The following is a 23,154-nucleotide window of genomic DNA, read 5'->3' on the forward strand; positions in this document are numbered from 1 at the left end:
CTTAATATTAAATTTTTGCCCCAAAAACAATTCGGAACAATTCATCAACCACCTTATCACCATCGTGGAATACACCGCCATCACGTAATTTCAAGAAATCAGTGGAAACAACTCGACAACCTTGTTCTCGTAAGCCGTTGAAATCGTGAGTCACTTGCACTAAATATTCATCATAGATTTCAGGATCCATGTATCCCTCTGGTACGTGCTCGGTATTAACTAAGACCGTATCAATAAAATTACTTTTAAGATGCTTATGTAAAACACGAATATGATCTGCATCACTGAAATGCTCGGTTTCACCTTTTTGAGTCATGATATTACAAATATAGACAACTTCCGCGTTTGTCGTGCGAACGGCTTCGCCTAATTCTTCGATCATCAGATTAGGTAAAATGCTCGTAAATAACGACCCTGGACCTAGTACGACCATATCTGCTTCATTGATCGCATTAACAACTTTACGAGCCGCGTGGACAGCCTTTTCTCCGCTTTTATCAGTAACGTAAACCTTTTCGATATTTTTGCGATCAATAGCAATTTTGGACTCTCCTACTGCACTGGTTCCATCATCAAAATCAGCGTGCAACACTAACGGCATCTCTGACGATGGATAAATATGTCCATCAACATGCATCATCATAGAAAGTAATTGAATCGCTTCATAAGTACTATTGCGCATTTCAGACAATGCAGCAATCAACAGATTGCCAATCGTATGATTTGCTAAAAACTTATCACTTTCATGAAAACGATACTGAAATAAATCTTCATAGAGTTTTGGCATATCAGATAACGCTGCTAATACATTTCGCAAGTCCCCGGGTGGTGCCATGTCAATTGAATCACGTAATTCACCGCTGCTTCCACCATCGTCGGCAACAGTGACGACAGCAGTGATATCCGCACTTTGGTTGCGCAAGCTTTTCAAAATGACCGGCAGACCAGTTCCGCCGCCTATTACGACAATCTTAGGTTTGCGGATACGATATGTTTTCATTTTCATGAACGATTCACCGTCTCTTTCCGCTTATCCTTATCACGATGCGTAATATTGACTTTATAATCTGCATCTTTAATCGCCTTGCCTACCCGTTCAGTCAATGCAACCGAACGATGTTGACCACCTGTGCAGCCGATCGCAATTGTTAAAGAGCTTTTTCCTTCTTTGATGTAGCCTGGCAGAATATCCATGATCATTCGTACAAAATTCGTATAAAAGCTTTCTGTTTCAGGAAATGACATAACATAATCGTAAACAGGCTTATCTAATCCCGTTTGCGGTCGTAATTCTGGGATATAGTGTGGATTTGGTAAGAAGCGAACATCCATCACGATATCCGCATCAATCGGCAAACCATACTTGAAACCAAATGAAACAACCTCCACATGGAAGCCTAAATCATCCTGCTGTTTAAATGATTGATTAATTTTTTCGCGCAATTGACGCGGAGTTAAATCAGTCGTGTCAATCATTAATGTTGCACGATTTTTTAAATCTTCCAAAATTGCCCGTTCCTTGCGGATTCCCTCGGTGATCATGCCCTCCATTGCAAGGGGATGTGCACGGCGAGTCTCTTTGTAACGAGAAACTAACTCCTCATCAGAGCAATCTAAAAATAGAATACTCGTATCAATAAAACCTGTATTTTCAATTTCTACCAACATATTTTGAATATCTTCGAAAAATGACCGTGAACGCAAATCAACCACTAGGGCGATTTTTGTTACCTTTCCTGATTCACGGATTAATTCCCAGAATTTCGGAATTAAACCTGGAGGCATGTTATCCACGCAAAAATACCCCATATCTTCAAAGCTTTGAATCGCCACGGTTTTCCCCGCACCACTCATACCAGTAATGACAACTAAATGTAAACTCTCAGTCATTTGTGTCTCTCCTCTCTTTTTTAAGGAAATTATTTCAAAATAATCTATCAGACTATCTAAGTGACTAAATCTTCATATGAATACTCTTTTTATATGTGCGCTAAAAAAAGGCAAAAACTCCTTTGCCTTCTAAAAAAATTATAACATTCCTGGCGTGTCTTTGCTACTTTTTTATAATTCTTTAAATTTTCGTAATAACACGACCAAAAAAACAAACCTTCCTACTTGGAAGATCTGTTTTTTAGCGCTAGTTCAATTGTCCGATCTGCTAAAATTGATTGGGCATCGATCACAGAATATGGTACATCTTTCGTCAATTCTTGGACTAAAGACAGCTCTGTACAGCCTAAAATAGCGTTTTGACATCCATGCTTTTCAAAAACGTCTGAAAGAATTTCTAAATACAGCTCACTATTTATAAAGTCATTTTCCTTCACATCATGATAAATCAGATGATTGACCTTGTCTTGCAACTCTTTTTCAGGGACCAGAACTTCATATCCCTTTATTTCCAGTTCGCTTTGATAAACTTTAGCGGACATAGTTCCAGCAGTAGCCAGAACAGCAATTTTATCCCCTTTTTGATGATTCTTCGTTACTTCATTAACAGCTTCTCGCGGCATATGCAATAGGGGGATCTTCGTTGCACCTTGCAATTGCTCGAAAAAATAATGAGCCGTGTTACAAGTCAAGACGATAAAATCTGGCTTTAATAAGTTTTGTTTCTCGATATCATCTAGCAGAAAAGGTAGGGGATTCGCTGCCTTATTATCTAAAATGTAAGCAGTTCGATCGGGAACTGTCGCATGATTGAACATGACGTAGTTTAGATATTCTTGATCGTTATGAGCCTGAGTCCGTTGATTAAGAATTCGAATGAAACTCTCCGTTGCCATCGTCCCCATACCGCCAAGTATACTAAAGAAATTTTCCATGTTTATCCTTCTTTCTCTTTAAAGAATAAATCAAAACGGCCTTTATATTGGCTAAACATATATTTCATTAATACCCATCGCATCAAGGACATATCTTTCTTGTAAAAGACAGTTGTCCCCCATTGATCCTTTTTAATCATTTCTAGGGCTCTATCTTTATCTACATTGTTACGAGCATATTTTTCAAAAACACTCTTAGGAACACCCATCCATAATTTTGAATTAGCTGGTTCAGCTTTGCCGTAAATTGTTTCATCAAAAGGTTTCTCAAAAACACGATCCTCTGTTACATATTGGGCTAAGTTGAAGCCGTTTAATGTCACAAAGAAACTGCTACGCCCTTGACGTAAGTTGATTTCGAATAACTTATACTCACCATCTCGCGGATCATATTTCATATCGAAGTTAGCAAAGCCAGTATAATCGATTTTTTCTAAAAAGCTCTTGATGGTTTGATAGATTTTTTCATTGTATTCAGGCATGATGGCTACATAATTTCCGATTGCTTCAGGAGAAGGATCTTCTAGCAATGGATGCCCCAAACACATCATGCGAACTTGATGATTTTGATCCACGTAAGCGTTTAGTACGCGCATATTGCTATCGTCACCTGGGATGAAATCTTGGGCAATCATCTCACTTGTATAGCCGGCTTGATAAATTCGTTCAATGATCGTATCGAATTCGTCACGTGTATCTAGGATAAAGGCCTTTTTGCGTCCTTCAAAATCAATTGATAACCACTCGACACTATTAGCAGGTTTCAAGGCTACTGGAAAGTCAAAGGGCAAATCTTGTTTCAATTTTCCCGCTTCAAGCATATCCTCTGTAATAATGAAGGTTTTTGGGTAAGGTAAATCATACTTTTCACAGATTTCATAAAAGCTGACTTTACTGATCAAACGTTGCAACAAGTCAAAATCAATATAAGGGCAAATAAACCATTCAGAAAGCTCTTCCTTGTGTTGTGAAACCAACTCCGCATACCCATCTCCGCAGGCAATCAGCAAATATTTTGTTTCGGGGTTATTATAGGTAGTCTTTCCTAATTCGCGCATTTTATCCATGAACACAGGATCTTTATCGAATCCTGGTACAACATGGACATTCACGATTTTACTGTATTTTGTCGGCGCCAACTGTAAACCAGCATAAGCTTCAGAAACGATTCCATATGCTTCATGGAAAGAACGAGACATTCCATATACATTGATGTCGCTTCCTAACAGGATCGGTACAAATTTTTGTTTTTCATTCATATTCTCTTACACCTTCTCATTCTAAATCAACGATAATCATACCATAAAGAAAAATGCAAGCAAAGGAGAATCCTTTACCTGCATTAAGCTTTATCAGTTACTTATTTTTTAAGAACGCGTTTTAAATAATGTCCGGTGTAACTCTCCGGTACTTCAGCAATTTCTTCAGGTGTACCTGTCGCTAAAACAGTACCGCCGCCATCGCCGCCTTCTGGTCCCAAATCAATCACATAGTCAGCTGACTTAATCACATCTAAATTATGTTCAATTACCAGAACTGTGTTACCAGCGTCAACGAAGCGTTCAAGCACCTTCAATAAACGTGCAATGTCATCTGTATGCAACCCAGTAGTTGGTTCATCCAGGATATAAAAATTCTTACCATTCGAATTCTTGTGCAGTTCGCTGGCAAGCTTCATCCGTTGCGCTTCACCACCAGATAGCGTCGTTGCTGGTTGCCCCATAGTAACATAACCTAAACCAACATCAACAATCGTTTGCAATTTTCGATGAATTTTAGGTATATGCTTGAAGAACTCTACGGCATCTTCGACAGTCATTTCTAAAATATCCGCAATATTCTTACCTTTGTAGTGAACTTCCAACGTTTCTGAGTTGTAGCGTTTGCCATGACAAACTTCACACGGAACATACACATCTGGTAAGAAATGCATTTCAATTTTGATGATTCCATCTCCGCGACAAGCCTCACAGCGGCCACCCTTAACGTTAAAACTGAATCGTCCTTTTTTATAGCCACGAATTTTTGCTTCATTTGTTTGAGCAAATAAATCACGAATGTCATCAAACACACTCGTATAGGTTGCCGGATTGCTTCGTGGTGTCCGTCCAATTGGACTTTGATCAATATCAACTAATTTTTCAATATTATTGTAACCAGTGATCTTCTTGAATTTGCCTGGTTTATTGGAATTACGGTTAAGCTTTTGCGCTAGAGCTTTCTTCAATATTTGATTAACCAGAGTTGACTTTCCTGAGCCAGAAACACCTGTAACCGCGACAAACTTACCTAATGGGAACTCTGCATCAATATTTTTTAAATTATTCTCAGCAGCACCGGTGATTTTGATCTTCTTGCCATTTCCTTTCCGGCGTTCCTTAGGTACAGCAATTTCTCGTTTACCAGATAAATATTGACCAGTTAACGATTTAGGATTCTTTTCAACTTCTTTTGGTGTCCCAGCAGCCACGATTTCTCCGCCCTGATCACCTGCTCCTGGACCTACATCAATCAGATAATCCGCAGCGCGCATTGTGTCTTCATCATGTTCAACAACGATCAACGTATTTCCAAGATCGCGCATTTTCTTTAAAGATTCGATCAAACGGTCATTATCTCGTTGATGCAAACCAATTGATGGCTCATCTAAAATATAAAGCACACCAGATAAATTTGAACCAATCTGAGTTGCTAATCGAATTCGTTGCGCTTCTCCTCCAGATAATGTTCCAGATGCACGGCTTAAGGTCAGATAATCCAGACCGACATTTCGCAAAAAGCTTAGCCGATCCTTAATTTCTTTCAAAATGGGTTTAGCAATAACTTTTTCTTGTTCGCTCAAAGCAATTGTTTCGAAAAAGTCTAGTGCGCTATTAATTGAATCTTCACTCACCTGTCCTATATTCGTATCATTGATCTGAACTGACAAGGCTTGAGGATTCAAACGATACCCATGACAAGTTTGACAGGTCAACTCAGTCATATACAAACGCATTTGATCTCGAGTGAAATCACTATTTGTTTCAGCGTATCGACGATTAATATTGTTGATAATTCCTTCAAATGGCACCTCTACGTCACGAACACCGCCAAAATCATTTTCATAATGGAAATGGAAGTTCTCCCCGTTAGAACCATTTAAAATAATATCCTGATGTTCCTTCGGTAAATCTTCAAAAGGTGTATCCATGTCAATGCCAAAGCTCAAGCAGGCCTGTTCCAACATTTGTGGATAGTATTGCGAACTGATTGGATTCCAAGGAATCAAGGCGCCTTGACGTAATGTCTTACTTTGATCGGGAATCACTAGATCCATATCGACTTCTAGTTTCACCCCTAAACCATCACAATCTGGACAAGCGCCAAATGGTGCGTTGAATGAAAACAGACGAGGTTCAAGCTCGCCAACAGTAAATCCACAATAAGGACAAGCATAATGTTCACTGAATAGCATTTCTTTTTCACCGATCACATCAACAATCGCATAACCCTCTGCTAAACGCAAAGCTGCTTCAAAAGAATCAAATAAGCGCGATCGAATGCCATCTTTTACAACGATCCGGTCAACGATAATTTCGATATCATGCTTTTTATTTTTGGTTAGTTCAGGAGCTTCGGTTACATCATACAATTCACCATCAACACGCATGCGGACGTAACCTTCCCGTTGAATCATTTCAAAAACTTTTTTATGCTGCCCTTTTTTCTTAGCAACTACAGGAGCTAGAATTTGAATTTTCGTCCGTTCGGGTAATTCCAAAACTTTATCGACCATTTGCTCCACTGACTGTGAAGTGATTTCAATATGATCATTAGGACAAATTGGATGGCCTACGCGGGCATAAAGCAATCGTAAATAATCATTGATTTCAGTTACAGTTCCCACAGTCGATCGAGGATTCTTGCTTGTTGTCTTTTGGTCGATAGAAATCGCTGGGCTTAAGCCATCAATACTATCAACATCCGGCTTATCCATTTGACCTAAGAATTGACGGGCGTATGCAGATAGACTCTCCACATAACGACGTTGGCCTTCCGCATACAACGTATCAAAGGCCAATGAACTCTTTCCAGAACCAGATAAACCAGTAACAACCACCATTTTATCACGAGGAATCGTGACATCTACATTTTTCAAATTATGAGCGCGCGCTCCGTGAATAACTATCTTATCATTTGCCATTTATATCTCCTATTTCATTGATTTACTGTAATTTTTTTATGCTTAGCTGCCTTATTAATTTTATTTCACTAAGATTAGCAAGGCAGCAAAGCGGAATCATACTCTTACTAATTAGATTTGTCTATTCTGCTGCTTTTAGCTCTAGAATCGTATCTCGTAAGGTTGCAGCAGTCTCAAAATCAAGTGTCTTAGCAGCTTCACGCATTTCGTCTTCCATTTTAGCGATAAGTTCTTTTCGTTCGGATTTAGAAAGCTCGTCAAATGAAGTGGCGTCATATGACTCAGTATCATCTGCGACTTTACTGATCGAGATCAAATCACGAATTTCTTTAATGATTGTCTTCGGCACGATTCCGTGTTCTTCATTATACTGTTCTTGAATACTGCGACGTCGTGACGTTTCATCCATTGCTCGTTGCATCGAATCCGTCACTTTATCAGCATACATAATAACTTTACCTTCTGAGTTACGGGCTGCTCGACCAATCGTTTGAACGAGCGATCGTTCACTTCGCAGGAATCCTTCCTTGTCAGCGTCTAAGATTGCAACCAACGAAACTTCCGGCACATCCAACCCTTCACGCAGTAAGTTAATTCCCACAAGCACATCAAACTTCCCTAAACGCAGATCTCGAATGATCTCAGTCCGTTCCAGTGTTTTAATATCACTGTGAAGATACTTGACTTTGATTCCTAGCTCTTTGAAATAGTCTGTCAAATCTTCGGACATTTTTTTCGTTAAGGTCGTAACAAAAACACGCTCATTTCGTTCAGAACGCTCATTAATTTCACCAACAAGATCATCGATTTGCCCCATAATCGGGCGCACTTCAATGACCGGATCCAATAACCCGGTTGGACGAATAATTTGTTCTACCACAGTATCTGTTTCTTCATGTTCATAAGGTCCTGGTGTCGCTGAAACATAAACAATCTGATTGACCCGTTCTTCAAATTCTTCCAGACGTAAAGGACGATTGTCTAATGCTGATGGTAAGCGGAATCCATAATCTACAAGCATTTGCTTCCGCGCACGGTCACCATTATACATTCCGCGAACTTGAGGCATCGTCACATGTGACTCATCGACTACAAGTAAGAAATCTTCAGGGAAGAAGTCTATTAAGGTATAAGGCGGTTCCCCTTCTTTACGACCATCCATATGTCTAGAATAGTTTTCGATTCCTGATGTATAGCCCATTTCTCGCAGCATTTCGATATCGTAATTCGTTCGTTGTTCTAGGCGCTGTGCTTCTAGTAATTTATTATCATTGCGTAATACTTCTAAGCGATCTTCTAATTCTTTTTGAATATTGCTGATGGCTACTTCCATATGCCCTTCATTCGTTAAGAAGTGAGTTGCAGGAAATATTGCGACATGCTCCGTTTCTCCCGTAATTTCTCCAGTTAGAGCATCAACTTCACGGATACGTTCGATCTCATCACCAAAAAATTCCACACGTAAAGCACGCTCGTCACGTGATGCGGGGAATATTTCTACTACATCACCACGAACGCGAAAGCGTCCACGTTGAAAATCAATATCGTTTCGCTCAAATTGAATATCGATTAAATTTCGCAACAGTTGATTTCGATCCATTTCCATTCCCACCCGCAATGAAACTACTTGTTCTAAATATTCCTTCGGCGAACCCAAACCAAAGATACAAGAAACCGACGCCACTACAATCACATCATTTCGTTCCAGCAAAGCGCTAGTTGCCGAGTGACGCAGCTTATCGATTTCGTCATTGATACTCGAATCCTTTTCAATATAAGTATCACTTGATGGTACATATGCCTCCGGCTGATAGTAATCATAATAGCTGACAAAATACTCCACCGCGTTGTTAGGAAAGAATTCCTTAAACTCACCATATAATTGTCCCGCCAATGTCTTGTTATGGGCAATAATCAAGGTTGGTTTATTGACTTCTTTAATGACATTAGAAATTGTGTATGTTTTCCCAGTACCGGTAGCTCCTAAAAGTATTTGTGCTTTTTTTCCATCGACGATTCCTTCGGCTAACTGTGTAATGGCCTCGGGCTGATCGCCAGCAGGCTGATATTTTGAATGAAGATCGAACGTGTTGTCCGTTACTCTTTCAATCATACAAAAATCCCCCTTTTCTATTAAATAAACAAAGATTTTCCATTTCAAAATTATAGCATACCGAACATATTTTCGCCATTTTTTATTCTTGCCATAAAAAGTTCTTAACAATCGATATGTTACCTTTTCTTACATTTCATGTTATAAAAATTTTGCTTTTTTTCTTTCCACCAATGAACCCTCTTGTATTTTATCCTTAAACTAACATATAATAAACAAATGATAAGTATATAGGAGGATTATTATGAGAAAAAACAAATTAATTCCATTCGTCGTTTTTTTGATGGCAAGTATTTTTACACTTGGCTTTGCCAATAAGACCGACGCCGCGGAAAAGACATATAAAATCGGAACGGACTTAACATTTGCGCCTTTCGAATTTCAAAACTCCGATGGCGAATACATAGGAATCGATGTTGATTTAATCAACCAAATCGCCAAAGATCAAAATTTCAAAGTGGACTTACGCCCCTTAGGTTTTGACAGTTCAATCCAAGGAGTTCAGTCAGATCAGCTTGACGGTATGATTGCTGGAATGAGTATTACAGATGAACGGAAAAAAACTTTTGACTTTTCAGAACCATACTTTGACAGCGGTATCCAGATGGCTGTCAAAAACGACAACAATGATATCAAGGACTACAAGGATTTAAAGGGTAAAACCGTTTCTGCAAAAATCGGTACAGAAAGTGCGACTTTCTTAGAGCAGAATAAAGACAAATATGGTTATGAAATTAAACTATATGAAGCGGCTGACGCAATGTACAACGCCTTAACCAATGGAAATTCCGTTGCGATCTTCGATGACTATCCCGTTTTAGGTTATGCTGTAACTAATGGACAGCCCTTCAAATTGGTAGGAGAGCCAGAAAAAGGCAGTTCTTATGGTTTTGCTGTTAAGAAAGGTGAAAACAAAGAATTATTAAAGAAATTTAATCAGGGATTGAAGGATTTAAAGAAAGACGGCAGCTATGATAAAATCGTTGCAAAATATATTTCAACTGGTTCTGGTGATCAAGCCGCAGCTTCAGATGAAATGAAGAAAATTGAACCGAAAAAAGATGTTTACGTGGTTGCTAGCGATTCTGCTTTTGCACCATTTGAGTACAAAGATAGTGATGGAAAATACAAAGGAATCGATGTCGATTTGCTAAAACGAGCAGCTGAACTGCAAGGTTTTAAATTAGATATGAAGTTTATCGGCTTCTCTTCTGCTATGCAGGCTCTTGAATCGGGGCAAGCTGATGGCATGATTGCTGGGATGACTATTACAGATGAACGTAAGGCCAACTATGATTTCTCCGATCCTTACTTCCAAAGTGGGATTCAATTAGCCGTTGCAAAAGACAATAAAGATATCAAATCTTACAAAGATTTAAAAGATAAAACAGTTGGGGCCAAAGTTGGTACTGAAAGTGCTGATTTTCTGGAAGCACACAAGAAAGAATATGGGTATAACGTCAAGAGCTTCGATGCTGCCGATCAATTATATGATGCATTGAAGGTTGGATCAATTGATGCCATGATGGATGACTACCCTGTTATCGGTTATGCCGTAAATCAAGGGCAAAACTTGAAAACACCGATCAAACGTGAAATTGGCGGGGAGTATGGTTTTGCAGTTAAAAAAGGGCAAAATGCTGAGCTTCGTGAAATGTTCACCGAAGCTTTAAAAGAGATGAAACGAACTGGCGAATACGATGAGATCGTGAATAAATACATTGGTACTGAAAAGGAAGAGAAAAAAGATGCTGTGGATGAATCAACGATCACCGGCTTATTAAAAAACAACTATAAATCATTGTTGGATGGTTTATGGAAGACGATCGTTTTAGCTTTAGTCTCATTTGCTCTCGCATTGGTATTAGGAGTAATCTTCGGACTGTTCCGTGTCTCACCTGTTCGAGGTCTACGCACTTTTGCAGGTATTTATATCGACATTATTCGTGGTATTCCAATGATGGTATTAGCCTTCTTTATTTTCTTCGGCTTACCTGGGATTACAGGCATCAAAATTCCTGATTTCGCAGCTGGGATTATTACTTTAACCTTGAACGCAAGTGCATACATCGCTGAAATTGTTCGTGGTGGTATCAATGCTGTTCCAGTTGGGCAAATGGAGGCTTCGCGCAGCTTAGGTCTATCGTACAATCGCACCATGCAGAAAATTATTTTACCGCAGGCTGTGAAAATTATGATCCCTTCTTTCATCAATCAATTTGTTATCAGTTTGAAGGATACAACGATCATTTCCGCAATTGGTGTGGTAGAATTACTGCAAACTGGTAAGATCATTGTAGCTCGAACCACACAAAGTTCTTACGTTTACTTGATCATTGCGATTATGTACTTGATCTTGATCACGATCTTGACTAAGTTAGCGAACCGTTTAGAAAAGTCTAGTGGTAATAAGTCAAGATAATTTTTCAAAAGATTTTTAAAGGTAGTTAATTTTTGAAGCGCACTGAACTAAACCCGACCAAAATTAAAAATTTTTTCGGGTACTTCCAAGGATTAGCGTCAATAACATACTGTTATTTATCTATCACGCTCCTTGGTGGCATATAGAGTTGATGGTTACGTAGTAGCGTATCCACCAGACGCGTAAATTTTCTTGCGGTTAGTACGATGGCTCGTTTGTGTTTATGCTTGGGTGTTTCAGCGTATTTTTTCTTATAATACGCATGGTACTCAGGCTCGTATCTCCTTACGGAGTTGGTGGCTTCAACTAGATAATAACGGAGATAACGATTGCCTCGTTTGGCCATAGGAGTATTTTCATACTCAGAGTTACCTGATTGGTTCTGTCGCCAATATAAACCGGCATATTTAGCCAATTTGCTTTCATCTGAAAAGCGATTGATAGGGCCAATTTCAGCGAGTATACCCGCAGCATAAACAGGACCGATTCCTGGAATACTGGTTAAACATTGATATTCAGGTAGCACAACGACTAAATCGTCAATGGCTTTGTCTAAGTCTTTAATTAACTTTTCAAGACTACGAATTTCTTTGGCTAGAACACCCAAAACAATATCTACAGAGTCCTGATGGACTTTTCCTAACCGGTAGGAACTACGTATGGCTTTAGAAATTGCCTTTGCAATTCCTTCGGGATTTTTAAAACGATACTTCCCTAGTTTTTGAATTAGGTTCGCAAACTCTTCTAATGACAGTTCGGCAAGTTGGTCCATTGTGTAATCTTCCGTCATTAGAGTTACTAATGTGGCACTTAAAACGGATCCACCTTCTGCTTTTAGTTCTTTAGAAAGCGTGTTGCATTTATAATAAATGTTTTCGATAAAGTGTTGCTTTGTACGAACCAGCTGTTTAATTAGCTGATAACGCGTTCTAGTTAAGTGTTGGAGGGCAAGGTATTCTTCCTCTTTAATGATGGAGTTGACTTGCCTTTGGATGCGAAAATAGTCAGCGATATAAAAAGCATCAATTTGATCGTTTTTGTTTTCTTCAAAAATATCACGATACTTTTTAATTTTATTTGGTTGTTCAACTGAAACCATAAGGTTCAATTGATTTAACTCAAGATCTTCTTTAAAAAACATAGCTGGATGAAAGCTATATAAAGATGTGGCCTCCATTCCAATCACTAAGCTCTCTATCTCAAATTTTTGAGAAAATTCGAGAATGTATTCTTTGATCTGGCTTGCGCCAAGTTGACTATTTCCATAAGATGCTTCTTTTAAAACAGAGCAAGTTGAATCGTCTGTCATAAAGCAAGCATCTAATTTTTCAGAACTAACGTCTAAACCGACAAATAGTTTCATGTGGAAGGACCTCCTTTCATTGATTATTCGGAAATTGCTTGGGTACTGTGGGATATCCCAGAATCACGTTGTCTAACGACAGCCTCGCATAATAGAGTTTCATTCATTAAACCTCTAAGCCACCCAATCTCTACTAGGATTGGTAGAGGTCAATGGACTCAGCTAGTGTGTTGGAGGTTATACCAACGGTTCGGGTCACAGACTTTCTGTCGCAGTAAAACTGCAGAAGGTGATAGCGTCTTCCCGTAAGTCCTTTCCAAGACTTATTATTCAGGAATATCCTACAGTATCCAAGTAGTAATCGTTATTTTATTTAAACATATTAGGAATAGCCCCTAAGGGCGATTGAAGGAATGAAAGTTTCTTCAAAATATATATTACGAGAAGGTGAAATAGATGGAAAAAATGATGGATAATAAAATCGTCGTCAATCATTTAGTTAAAAAATTCGGAGACAATACTGTTTTAAATGACTTAAATATCACTATCAGTGAAGGTGAAGTGGTCTGCATCATCGGACCATCTGGTTCTGGGAAAAGTACGTTCTTACGTTGTATGAACCACTTAGAAGAACCTACTTCAGGTGAGATCATTATTGATGGACAGGATCTGACAGATAAACATACAGATATCAATTTGGTGCGTCAGCACATTGGAATGGTTTTCCAACATTTCAATTTGTTCCCTCACCTGACTGTATTAGAAAACATCACATTAGCCCCTCTTGATTTAAAGGGGGAATCAAAAGAGTCTGCTGACAAACGTGGCGTTGAACTACTAACACAAGTTGGGCTTGCAGAAAAGAAAAATGACTATCCAGACAGTTTATCAGGTGGTCAAAAGCAGCGTGTGGCGATTGCGCGTGCGTTAGCCATGAATCCTGATATTATGTTGTTTGACGAACCTACTTCGGCGCTTGACCCAGAAATGGTTGGGGACGTACTAAAGGTTATGAAGGATTTGGCCTTACAAGGGATGACCATGGTGATCGTTACCCACGAAATGGGCTTTGCTAAAGAAGTAGCGGACCGTGTAATCTTTACAGATGGCGGAAAAATATTAGAAGATGGCACGCCAGAACAGGTCTTCAATAATCCTCACAATCCAAGAACACAAGATTTCTTAAATAAAGTGTTGAATATTTAACAAAAACCCGTGAAATCATTTTAGATTTCACGGGTTTTTCTAAATGTCAGCAGATTTTTATAAACATTAGTTTTTGTAGCTGGCGAGTGACTGCGAAGGATTCCATCTTCTGGTGAAAAAGCAAGCTCAGTGACTTTCTTTAACTCTTCAGCTGCTGGAAAAATTGATAGCTCCTCATAAAAGTTCGGCAGTGCTAATTTTTCAAATAGCGTTTGATAGCGTGCAAGCTCTTCTTCTCGTCCCTCAATTCGTAATTGCTGCAAAGTGGTCAACGCGATGATTTGACCGTGACTTCCCTTTATCTCGTTTCCCCACAGACTGACCATCGCATTATGCAGTGCATGAGCGATACTTAATCCGCCAGATTCAAAACCGATTCCACTTAATAATGTATTCGCTTCAACTACAGCTTCGAAGGCCGGTGTAATTATATGTTTTTCATTTGCCTCCACTGCCTCCTCAGCAAATTCAAGCAACACCTCGCGACATTTTTCCGCAATTGCTTCAGCTGCCAATGTCGGCGCAGCACCTAAAGTATTCACACCACTATTTTCTCGTACTGTTCTTGCTTCAATTGAAGTCGATAACCCATCTGCGATTCCCGCCGTCAAAAAATGAACCGGACTATTGATTAAAATTGCTGTATCAATTAAAACAAGATCAGGACTTTTAGCATAATAGGAATATTTCTCGAAATAACCGTTATGGTATTTCACCGAGATACGTGATGTTGGCGCGTCGGTTGCTGCCGATGTAGGAACAACGATACAGGACGCATTTGATTCAAAAGCCAACGCCTTTCCTAAATCAATCGCCCGACCACCGCCTAAAGCAACAATATAATCGAACGTTTCACTTGGTCTATCTTCTTCTATTACCCATACAAACATTTCTCCGCCTAGCTTCGTTAGTTTCTGGTACAATCGTTCTCCCAGCATTTGATAAACAAAACCATCAGTTACAATTAAACCTTTTTGACCAAAAGCTAGAATATCTTCTAAGTGATTCCACAGAACATTTTCTCCCTGACGATAAGTCATAGGACTAACAAACACTTTTTCCATAGGCTCTCCTTTTTATCCCGTTTAAAAATATCATAGCAATCAAATAAAATAGGCGCAAGGCGAGTTTTAAAGAACACAAAAAACACGCAACGACTAGCGTTGCGTGTTAATCAATTCTATTTATGCTTCGATTTCAGTTACGATACCTGAACCAACGGTACGTCCGCCCTCACGAATAGAGAAAGTCGTTCCTTTTTCTACCGCAATTGGGTGAATCAATTCAACGTCGATTGTAACGTTATCCCCAGGCATAACCATTTCAGTTCCTTCTGGCAATGCGATGTTTCCGGTAACGTCAGTTGTACGGAAATAGAATTGAGGACGATAGTTGTTGAAGAATGGTGTATGACGTCCACCTTCTTCTTTCGTCAATACGTAAACTTCTGCACTGAATTTTGTATGTGGTGTGATTGAACCTGGTTTAGCTAAGACTTGACCACGTTCGATTTCATCACGTGTAATCCCACGTAATAGAACCCCAACGTTATCGCCAGCTTCACCATAATCTAAAGTTTTACGGAACATTTCAAGTCCAGTTACGACTGCTTTTTGAATTTCAGGTTTGATCCCGATGATTTCAACTTCATCGCCGACTTTAACTTCACCACGATCAATCCGTCCAGACGCTACAGTCCCACGACCAGTGATAGAAAATACATCTTCGACTGGTAACAAGAATGGCTTGTCAGTGTCACGTTCTGGAGTTGGGATATATTCGTCAACTGTATCCATTAAATCAAGGATTACTTGTTCTTGTTCAGGATCGCCTTCTAATGCTTTCAAAGCTGAACCTTTGAGAACTGGAATATCGTCACCTGGGAAACCATATTCAGAAAGTAATTCACGGACTTCCATTTCAACTAGATCGATCAATTCTTCATCATCGACTAAATCAACTTTGTTTAAAAATACGATTAAGTGTTTAACACCCACTTGCCGTGATAGCAAAATATGTTCACGTGTTTGCGGCATTGGACCATCAGTAGCTGATACTACTAGGATTGCACCATCCATTTGAGCCGCACCGGTGATCATGTTTTTCACATAGTCCGCGTGTCCTGGAGCATCAATATGAGCATAGTGGCGTTTTTCAGTTTCATATTCAACGTGTGCAGTGTTGATAGTGATTCCACGTTCACGTTCTTCGGGTGCAGCATCGATACTAGCATAGTCTTGAGGGTTTGCTAGACCTTTCTTACCTAATACCGTTGTGATTGCTGCCGTTAAAGTTGTTTTCCCATGGTCGACGTGACCAATGGTACCAATATTAACGTGTGGTTTACTTCTATCGTAATGTTCTTTTGCCATAATAAACAAACCTCCTAATAAGTGTAAAAATTCTTACGGATATAGTGTAAAACATTTTGAGTTAAATGAAAAAGATTTACACTTTTTTACTTTTTGTAAGTAACTATCCGAAATCATAATACATCAGAATTGGTCAAACTCCAAATGATATGTTTTGCTTTTTATCAAAAAAAGAAAATTACTAGAAAAAACTCTGAAAACGCAAGAAACTCAATCTCACCTACTTTTCAGGAAATTAGTAAGTTATAATAGGCTCAATAAGTGTACAGAAGTAAAAAAGACTGGTTTAATAGAATTGGCTTTTTTGATGATAGGACTTTGAAGAGAAATAATGAATGGAGGATATTCATGGAAAATTTTCAAGAAAAACTAGCTCAGCTTCCAACTGAAATAAAAAGAGCTTGGAGTGTTGGCTTTGTTTTTATTAAGGAAAATGATCACTACTGGCATTTTCCAGCAAGACAATGGAGCGAACAACAGATTCAAGACTATTTTTTAGATCGTTTTGGAAAAACAAGTACCTTTAAACTTTATCCTAAACTAAAGCTAAAACATTTAATCGTGAAGAATATGCCTGCACTTTTGGTAGTCGTTCCTTATGAACCTAGAAAGGAAAGTATTTGATATGGTTTTATTAAAACTGGATGCTGTCAGTTATCAAAGTGATCAGCGAATCATTTTAGATCAGATTTCTTTGATAGTAGAACAAGGAGCTTTCTTAACAATTTCGGGTCCTTCAGGAGGAGGAAAAAGTACATTACTTCGATTGATTGCTTCGTTGCTAACTCCAACCAGTGGCGAAATTCTTTTTCAGGGAAAGTCTCAGCAACAATACGACTATACCGAATACCGTCAACAGGTCTCCTATTGTTTTCAGCAACCTTCATTATTTGGTGAAACTGTACTGGACAATTTAACTCTGCCTTATACTATTAGGAACCTTACTCCTGATCAAAGCAAAATGATGGAACATTTAGAAATGGTCGATCTGCCAAAGGAATATCTGACTAAAAATATTTCTGAGCTATCTGGTGGTGAACGTCAACGAGTAGCACTGATCCGCAACATTTTATTTTTGCCGCAGATTTTGTTATTGGATGAGGTAACGACAGGTTTGGATGAACAAACAAAGAGAATCATTCATCGCTTAATCAAAAACATTCAACAAAAGGGCTGTACGATCTTACAGGTGACGCATGATGAAGCAGAGATCCAAGAAGCAGAAAAATTACTACTTATCCAAGGAGGGAAACTTAAACAATGAATCAATTAGCTGTCAATGATCTTTCTTTAGTCTTAGCTTTTGCATTAGTACTAATCGCTGTTGTCATTAGTTCCAAAGAAAAATTGAATTTATCGAAAGACATCTTTCTTAGTATTATCCGAGCTATCATCCAATTAGTTATTGTTGGTTATTTATTAAAATATATTTTTCAAGTTAACAATGATCTTTTGACAATCGCAATGAGTTTATTCATTGTATTCAATGCTGCTTGGAATGCCCATAAGAGAAATCCCAGTCTTCATAAAAAATATCTTCATTCATTAGCAGCAATTTTTATTAGCACTTATACTACTCTTGGCGTATTGATTTTCGCTGGAGCTATTAAATTTATTCCTTCTCAAATCGTTCCTATCACTGGAATGATCGCCAGCAACTCAATGGTAGCAATCGGTCTATGCTATCGGGCGTTGAATACTCAATTTCACGACTTAAGACAACAGGTGTTAGAAAAATTGGCGCTGGGAGCTTCAATCAAGTTGGCTTCTAAACCGATCCTACAGCAAAGTATCAAAACCGCCATGCAGCCTACCATTGATTCTGCTAAAACAGTAGGTCTCGTTAGTTTGCCAGGCATGATGTCAGGATTGATTTTCGCTGGACTAGATCCAGTCCACGCAATCAAATATCAAATTATGGTCACCTTTATGCTGCTTTCGGCTACAAGTTTAGGCTCTATAATAGGCGGTTATACTGCCTATAAAAATTATTTTAATTCTAATCATCAATTGATCATATAAAAAAAGGAACTCCGAAAATTATCTCTTTCGGGTTCCTTTTTTAATCAAACCAATAAATTATAAAGGGTCTTATGTTGACTTAATTCGATATAGGTCGAATCAAATTCTTTTAACCGCTTCAATAAATCTGGCAAGGTTTCAGGCTTCTTCAACAACACACCAATTACCACTGGTCCAGTGCCACGATTACTTTTCTTCGTATATTCGAAACGTGTAATATCATCGCCCTCCCCTAAGACCTCTGATACAAATTCCTTCAATGCTCCTGGACGTTGTGGAAAATTCACGACAAAGTAATGCTTCAAGCCTTCATAAATCAACGAACGCTCTTCGATCTCAGCCATTCGGTTAATATCGTTGTTTCCACCACTGATAACACAGATCACTGTTTTCCCTTTAATCTGGTCTTTCATCAAATCTAAAGCAGCTACACTCATAGCGCCCGCTGGTTCAACTACTATGGCTTGTTTACCATACAAATCTAAGATAGTTGAACAGATTAAGCCTTCATCAACTGACATCAGTTCGTCAACATATTCCCTACTATGAGAATATGTGATTTCACCGACACGTTGAACTGCTGCTCCATCGACGAATTTATCGATCTCGGTTAGTTTAACTGGCTGCTCTTCCTCAAAGGCTGCCTGCATCGAAGCCGCTCCTTTAGGTTCAACGCCTATCACTTTGGTTGTTGGTGAGGTGTTCTTCACATAAGACGCCACACCACTGATTAAGCCGCCTCCACCAATTGCTGTGATCACGAAATCAGGTTTATAACCTTCGCTTTCTGCATCAGTCATCATTTCCAAAGCCAGCGTTCCTTGACCGGCAATAATATTTTTATCATTAAAAGGATCGATAAAGGTCATGCCGTTTTCTTCGCAGTATTTTTTTGCGGCAGCAGCAGAAGCGTCAAAGGTATCGCCGACTAAATGAATATCCGCAAATTCACCACCAAAAAATCTTACTTGCGAAACTTTTTGTTGCGGTGTGGTGGTAGGCATAAAAATTGCTGCCCGCGTCTTTAATTCATGACACGTGTAAGCAACTCCCTGCGCGTGATTTCCCGCACTCGCACAAACCACACCTTTCTTCAAATCCGCCTCTGGAAGTTTCTTAATGGCATAATAAGCACCGCGTAATTTAAATGAACGAACTTTTTGCAGGTCCTCTCGCTTTAATAAAACAGTCGCTTGATATTTTTCAGATAAATAACGATCATATTGTAACGGCGTGTGGTTGACAGAGTCCTTCAATAATTGATAGGCACTGCGAACCTCAGTATCTTTGATCAATTCCATCGCTGCATCCCCCATTAATCTTTACGACTTACAAATGGCATCATTTTCCGTAACTCGCCGCCCACTTTTTCAATTTGATGTCCAGCACTTTCCTCACGCATCTTCTTGAATTCAGGGAAGCCGTTCTTATTATCGTCAATAAAGCCTTTGGCAAATTTCCCATTTTGGATATCGGTTAAAACTTCCTTCATGCCAGCTTTCGCTTGGTCGGTAATCACACGTGGTCCAGAAACGTAATCTCCATATTCCGCTGTGTTAGAAATCGAATTACGCATTTTCGCGAATCCACCCTCATAAATCAAATCAACGATTAATTTGATTTCATGACAAACTTCAAAGTATGCCAATTCAGGTTGGTAACCTGCTTCGACTAATGTTTCAAAACCAGCCTCAATCATACTCGTTAAGCCACCGCAAAGCACTGCCTGTTCGCCAAATAGATCAGTTTCAGTTTCTTCCTTAAAGGTAGTTTCCAAGACACCTACTCGTGTAGCGCCAATGCCTTTCGCATAAGATAGCGCTAAATCGCGAGCAGTTCCTGTTGCATCTTGATGAACGGCAAATAATGCTGGCACCGCGAAGCCTTCAGTAAAGGTACGACGAACTAAATGACCGGGACCTTTTGGAGCTACTAAGAAAACATCCACATTTTTCGGTGGGTTGATAACATCAAAGTGAATATTGAAACCATGTGCGAAAACTAAAGCATCGCCATCTGCTAAATTCGGTGCGATTTCATTATCGTATAAAGCACCCTGGATTTCATCTGGAGCTAAAATCATGACTACTTCGGCTTTTTTGGTTGCTTCAGCTACCGGCAACACATCAAATCCATCTTCACGAGCAGCCTCAGCGGATTTTCCTTCTCGTACACCGATCACGACTTGATGACCCGTGTCACGTAGATTTTGTGCATGAGCATGTCCTTGAGAACCATATCCCACCACAGCAATTGTTTTTCCTTCTAAAGCATCCTTCGCTACTGCATCATCATAATAAACTTTAACCATAATTTTTCCTCCAATTTTATAAACTATATTAATAGCAAAATCTAAAAATAGATCTTGCGTTTAACCTCTGCTAAATCCGGTTACACCGGTTCGTGCTAATTGCTTAATTCCATAAGGTCGTAAGACGTCGATACACGCGTTGACCTTTTCTGTCGAGCCAGCAACCTGTACCACGATTGTTTTCAGCCCAACATCCACGACATCTGCTCGAAATGGATCAATCATCGCTTGAATTTCTGAACGTGTTGCTGCTGGGGCGCTGACCTTGATCAACGCCAATTCTCTTTCTAAATGTGGCTCATCGGTTACATCAGAAACCTTAACCACATCGATTTGTTTATTTAATTGTTTCGTTACTTGTTCAACATCCGCTAACGTGTCAGCTTGAATGATAATCGTCATTCGGGATTCGCCGTCTCTTTCTGTCCGACCTACCGAAACACTATCCATATTTACTTGTCGGCGATTCAAAACACTCGTGATTCGACTTAACACCCCTGCTTGGTCATGAACCATTGCTGTAATCATCCGTCTCATTTTAATCAACTCCCAACATCTGATCATTCGGCATGCCAGCCGGAATCATTGGTAATACATGCTCCTTGTTGCAAATCATTACTTCAATCAGCATTGGTCCAGCAGTGGCAAACGCTTCTTGCAAATCCTTTTCTAAGGTGGTGGGATCAGTAATTTTTTTACTACCAATTCCATAGGCCTCAGCCATTTTCATGAAATCTGGCTGCTCGTGGAAAACAGATTGTGAGCGACGTTCATTGAAGAATTTCTCCTGCCATTGGCGAACCATCCCAAGTGATTGGTTGTTCAATAGAACAAACTTAATATCGAGATTATTTTGATTCAAAATTGCCAATTCTTGATTTGTCATTTGGAAACCGCCATCTCCAACGAACACAACCACAGAATCATTTGGTTTTCCGAATTTTGTTCCAATACCTGCTGGGATACCGTACCCCATCGTCCCCAAACCGCCGCTAGTAATCAATTGTTTAGAAAATTGAAAAGGATAAAACTGGGCTACCCACATTTGATGTTGGCCAACATCCGTTACAATATAGGATTTGCCTTCTGTAATACGTCCGATAATCTCAATCACAGCTTGTGGCTTGATGACTTTTTCATTCCATTCATACTTTAAGGGATATCTTTGTTGACGCGCTTTACAAACCATGCGCCACTCTTCACAATCAGGTGCAGGAATCTCAATTGACAGCATTTGTTTAAGAGCAACTTTTGCATCCCCTACAATTGGAATATCAGTATGAATAATCTTGCCTATTTCAACTGGATCAACATCTATATGAGCGACTTTCGCGTGTGGGGCGAAAGCTTCAGGCGAACAGGCGAGACGATCATCAAAGCGACTGCCGATATTAATCAATAAATCCGTCTCCATCAGCGCCATATTTGCTGCATAGGTACCATGCATTCCGCCCATTCCTAAGAAATACGGATGGTCCTGCGGTAGTAGCCCTAAGCCTAGCAAAGTAGAAACAGTAGGTAACTGATATTTTTCAACAAACTGCCGTAATTCTTCGGCACCATCGGCAGCTACCACACCGCCGCCAACTAATACAATCGGTTTCTCAGCTTTCATCAATAAGTTCATTAGACGTTCGATTTGTAAAATTGATGGTGTCACCGTTGGCTGATAGCTTTCTAAATGAATAACTTCATCAATCTTAGGATTTGCCTTTAACGTCGTGATATCTTTTGGCAGGTCGATTAAGACCGGGCCTTTTCTGCCTGTCGTTGCAATGTGGAAGGCTTCATTGACGATTCGTGGAAGCTCTTCAATATCCCGAACTTGATAGTTGTTTTTGGTTATTGGTACGGTAATCCCTAACATATCTGCTTCTTGGAAAGCATCTTTTCCGATTCCCGGCGTCGTTACTTGTCCTGTAATGACAACTAAAGGTACAGAATCAATCATTGCATCCGCTATCCCAGTCACTACATTGGTTGCGCCTGGTCCGCTGGTAACGATTACTACTCCTGGTTTTCCTGTAGCTTTGGCATATCCTTCCGCTGCGTGGACAGCACCTTGTTCATGACGTGTGAGAATATTTGGAATCGGTTCATCGTAAAGTGAGTCATATAAGGGTAAAACGGAGCCTCCAGGATAGCCAAAAATCAATTCGACTCCTTGATTTTCCAAACACTTGATTAATAAATCCGCTCCTGAATATAGGTGTTCAACTTCTACTTCTTGTTTCATTTCTTCCACCCCCATTCCTCCTTTTAATGTATTTATTTTTCTTTCAGAAAAATAAGTCTCAAGTTCATGCCGTATATCATTCCACTAGCTTTTTTCAACTTATCTTTCTTCCTTTTTTGATTATTTCATATTGGCAACTGTGATAATCATGATGGCATTCG

The 23,154-nt window shown here is 39.4% G+C and carries 18 protein-coding genes; 5 read left to right on the forward strand and 13 right to left on the reverse strand.

From position 1 onward, the window contains the following. Positions 1-7 precede the first annotated feature (7 nt). The 6 genes from OMU_RS06570 to uvrB form a co-directional block, all read right to left on the reverse strand. Positions 8-1,006 carry a gluconeogenesis factor YvcK family protein gene (locus OMU_RS06570; RefSeq protein WP_016179187.1) on the reverse strand — a complete coding sequence of 333 codons (999 nt, stop codon included), beginning with the start codon at positions 1,004-1,006 and terminating at the stop codon, positions 8-10. After that, positions 1,003-1,890 (reverse strand): RNase adapter RapZ, encoded by an 888-nt coding sequence (gene rapZ, locus OMU_RS06575; protein WP_016179188.1) that lies wholly within the window; start codon positions 1,888-1,890, stop codon positions 1,003-1,005. The genes OMU_RS06570 and rapZ overlap by 4 nt, the downstream gene beginning before the upstream one ends. 221 nt (positions 1,891-2,111) lie before the next feature. Continuing rightward, entirely contained in the window at positions 2,112-2,825 is a 714-nt protein-coding gene (locus OMU_RS06580) for an amino acid racemase (protein WP_016179189.1), read from the reverse strand. Between the two features lie 2 nt (positions 2,826-2,827). Continuing rightward, positions 2,828-4,084 (reverse strand): carboxylate--amine ligase, encoded by a 1,257-nt coding sequence (locus OMU_RS06585; RefSeq protein WP_016179190.1) that lies wholly within the window; start codon positions 4,082-4,084, stop codon positions 2,828-2,830. 101 nt (positions 4,085-4,185) lie between these two features. Then, complete coding sequence (gene uvrA, locus OMU_RS06590; protein WP_016179191.1) at positions 4,186-7,008, reverse strand: excinuclease ABC subunit UvrA; 2,823 nt, start codon at positions 7,006-7,008, stop codon at positions 4,186-4,188. A 121-nt stretch (positions 7,009-7,129) separates the two neighbouring features. Continuing rightward, positions 7,130-9,121 carry an excinuclease ABC subunit UvrB gene (uvrB, locus tag OMU_RS06595; RefSeq protein ID WP_016179192.1) on the reverse strand — a complete coding sequence of 664 codons (1,992 nt, stop codon included), beginning with the start codon at positions 9,119-9,121 and terminating at the stop codon, positions 7,130-7,132. 244 nt (positions 9,122-9,365) lie between these two features. Here uvrB and OMU_RS06600 point away from each other — a divergent pair, with 244 nt between their 5' ends. Next, entirely contained in the window at positions 9,366-11,543 is a 2,178-nt protein-coding gene (locus OMU_RS06600; protein ID WP_016179193.1) for an amino acid ABC transporter substrate-binding protein/permease, read from the forward strand. A gap of 112 nt (positions 11,544-11,655) precedes the next feature. On the opposite strand, the gene OMU_RS06605 is transcribed toward OMU_RS06600, so the two are convergent. Then, positions 11,656-12,906, reverse strand: a complete 1,251-nt coding sequence (locus OMU_RS06605) for an IS110 family RNA-guided transposase (protein ID WP_002346915.1) — start codon at positions 12,904-12,906, stop codon at positions 11,656-11,658. Positions 12,907-13,314: 408 nt separating this feature from the next. Here OMU_RS06605 and OMU_RS06610 point away from each other — a divergent pair, with 408 nt between their 5' ends. After that, the gene (locus tag OMU_RS06610; protein WP_034877127.1) at positions 13,315-14,052 is read left to right on the forward strand and encodes an amino acid ABC transporter ATP-binding protein; all 738 of its coding nucleotides are present in this window, start codon (positions 13,315-13,317) and stop codon (positions 14,050-14,052) included. Between the two features lie 20 nt (positions 14,053-14,072). On the opposite strand, the gene OMU_RS06615 is transcribed toward OMU_RS06610, so the two are convergent. Both OMU_RS06615 and tuf read right to left on the reverse strand, forming a co-directional pair. Further along, complete coding sequence (locus OMU_RS06615) at positions 14,073-15,116, reverse strand: glycerol dehydrogenase (RefSeq protein WP_016179195.1); 1,044 nt, start codon at positions 15,114-15,116, stop codon at positions 14,073-14,075. Between the two features lie 120 nt (positions 15,117-15,236). Then, positions 15,237-16,424 (reverse strand): elongation factor Tu, encoded by a 1,188-nt coding sequence (gene tuf / locus OMU_RS06620; RefSeq protein WP_016179196.1) that lies wholly within the window; start codon positions 16,422-16,424, stop codon positions 15,237-15,239. A 348-nt stretch (positions 16,425-16,772) separates the two neighbouring features. Between tuf and OMU_RS06625 the strand changes: the two genes are divergently transcribed. The 3 genes from OMU_RS06625 to OMU_RS06635 are packed head-to-tail and all read left to right on the forward strand — an operon-like array spanning position 16,773 to position 18,446. Next, positions 16,773-17,048, forward strand: coding sequence for a hypothetical protein (locus OMU_RS06625; RefSeq protein WP_016179197.1), 276 nt, complete (start codon positions 16,773-16,775; stop codon positions 17,046-17,048). Between the two features lies 1 nt (position 17,049). Next, on the forward strand, positions 17,050-17,688 hold the full coding sequence (locus OMU_RS06630; protein WP_016179198.1) for an ABC transporter ATP-binding protein: 639 nt from the start codon (positions 17,050-17,052) through the stop codon (positions 17,686-17,688). Then, positions 17,685-18,446 (forward strand): ABC transporter permease, encoded by a 762-nt coding sequence (locus tag OMU_RS06635; RefSeq protein ID WP_016179199.1) that lies wholly within the window; start codon positions 17,685-17,687, stop codon positions 18,444-18,446. The genes OMU_RS06630 and OMU_RS06635 overlap by 4 nt, the downstream gene beginning before the upstream one ends. A 44-nt stretch (positions 18,447-18,490) precedes the next feature. Here OMU_RS06635 and ilvA read toward each other — a convergent pair whose 3' ends face one another. The 4 genes from ilvA to ilvB are packed head-to-tail and all read right to left on the reverse strand — an operon-like array spanning position 18,491 to position 22,993. Next, complete coding sequence (gene ilvA, locus OMU_RS06640) at positions 18,491-19,747, reverse strand: threonine ammonia-lyase IlvA (protein ID WP_016179200.1); 1,257 nt, start codon at positions 19,745-19,747, stop codon at positions 18,491-18,493. Between the two features lie 14 nt (positions 19,748-19,761). Further along, positions 19,762-20,757 (reverse strand): ketol-acid reductoisomerase, encoded by a 996-nt coding sequence (ilvC, locus tag OMU_RS06645; RefSeq protein WP_016179201.1) that lies wholly within the window; start codon positions 20,755-20,757, stop codon positions 19,762-19,764. A 60-nt stretch (positions 20,758-20,817) separates the two neighbouring features. Beyond that, positions 20,818-21,294, reverse strand: coding sequence for an acetolactate synthase small subunit (gene ilvN / locus OMU_RS06650; protein ID WP_016179202.1), 477 nt, complete (start codon positions 21,292-21,294; stop codon positions 20,818-20,820). Position 21,295: 1 nt separating this feature from the next. Continuing rightward, a complete protein-coding gene (gene ilvB / locus OMU_RS06655) occupies positions 21,296-22,993 on the reverse strand; it encodes a biosynthetic-type acetolactate synthase large subunit (protein WP_034877124.1) in 1,698 nt (565 codons plus the stop codon). Positions 22,994-23,154 lie beyond the last annotated feature (161 nt).

The sequence above is a fragment of the Enterococcus avium ATCC 14025 genome (assembly GCF_000406965.1).
Lineage (GTDB): Bacteria > Bacillota > Bacilli > Lactobacillales > Enterococcaceae > Enterococcus_A > Enterococcus_A avium.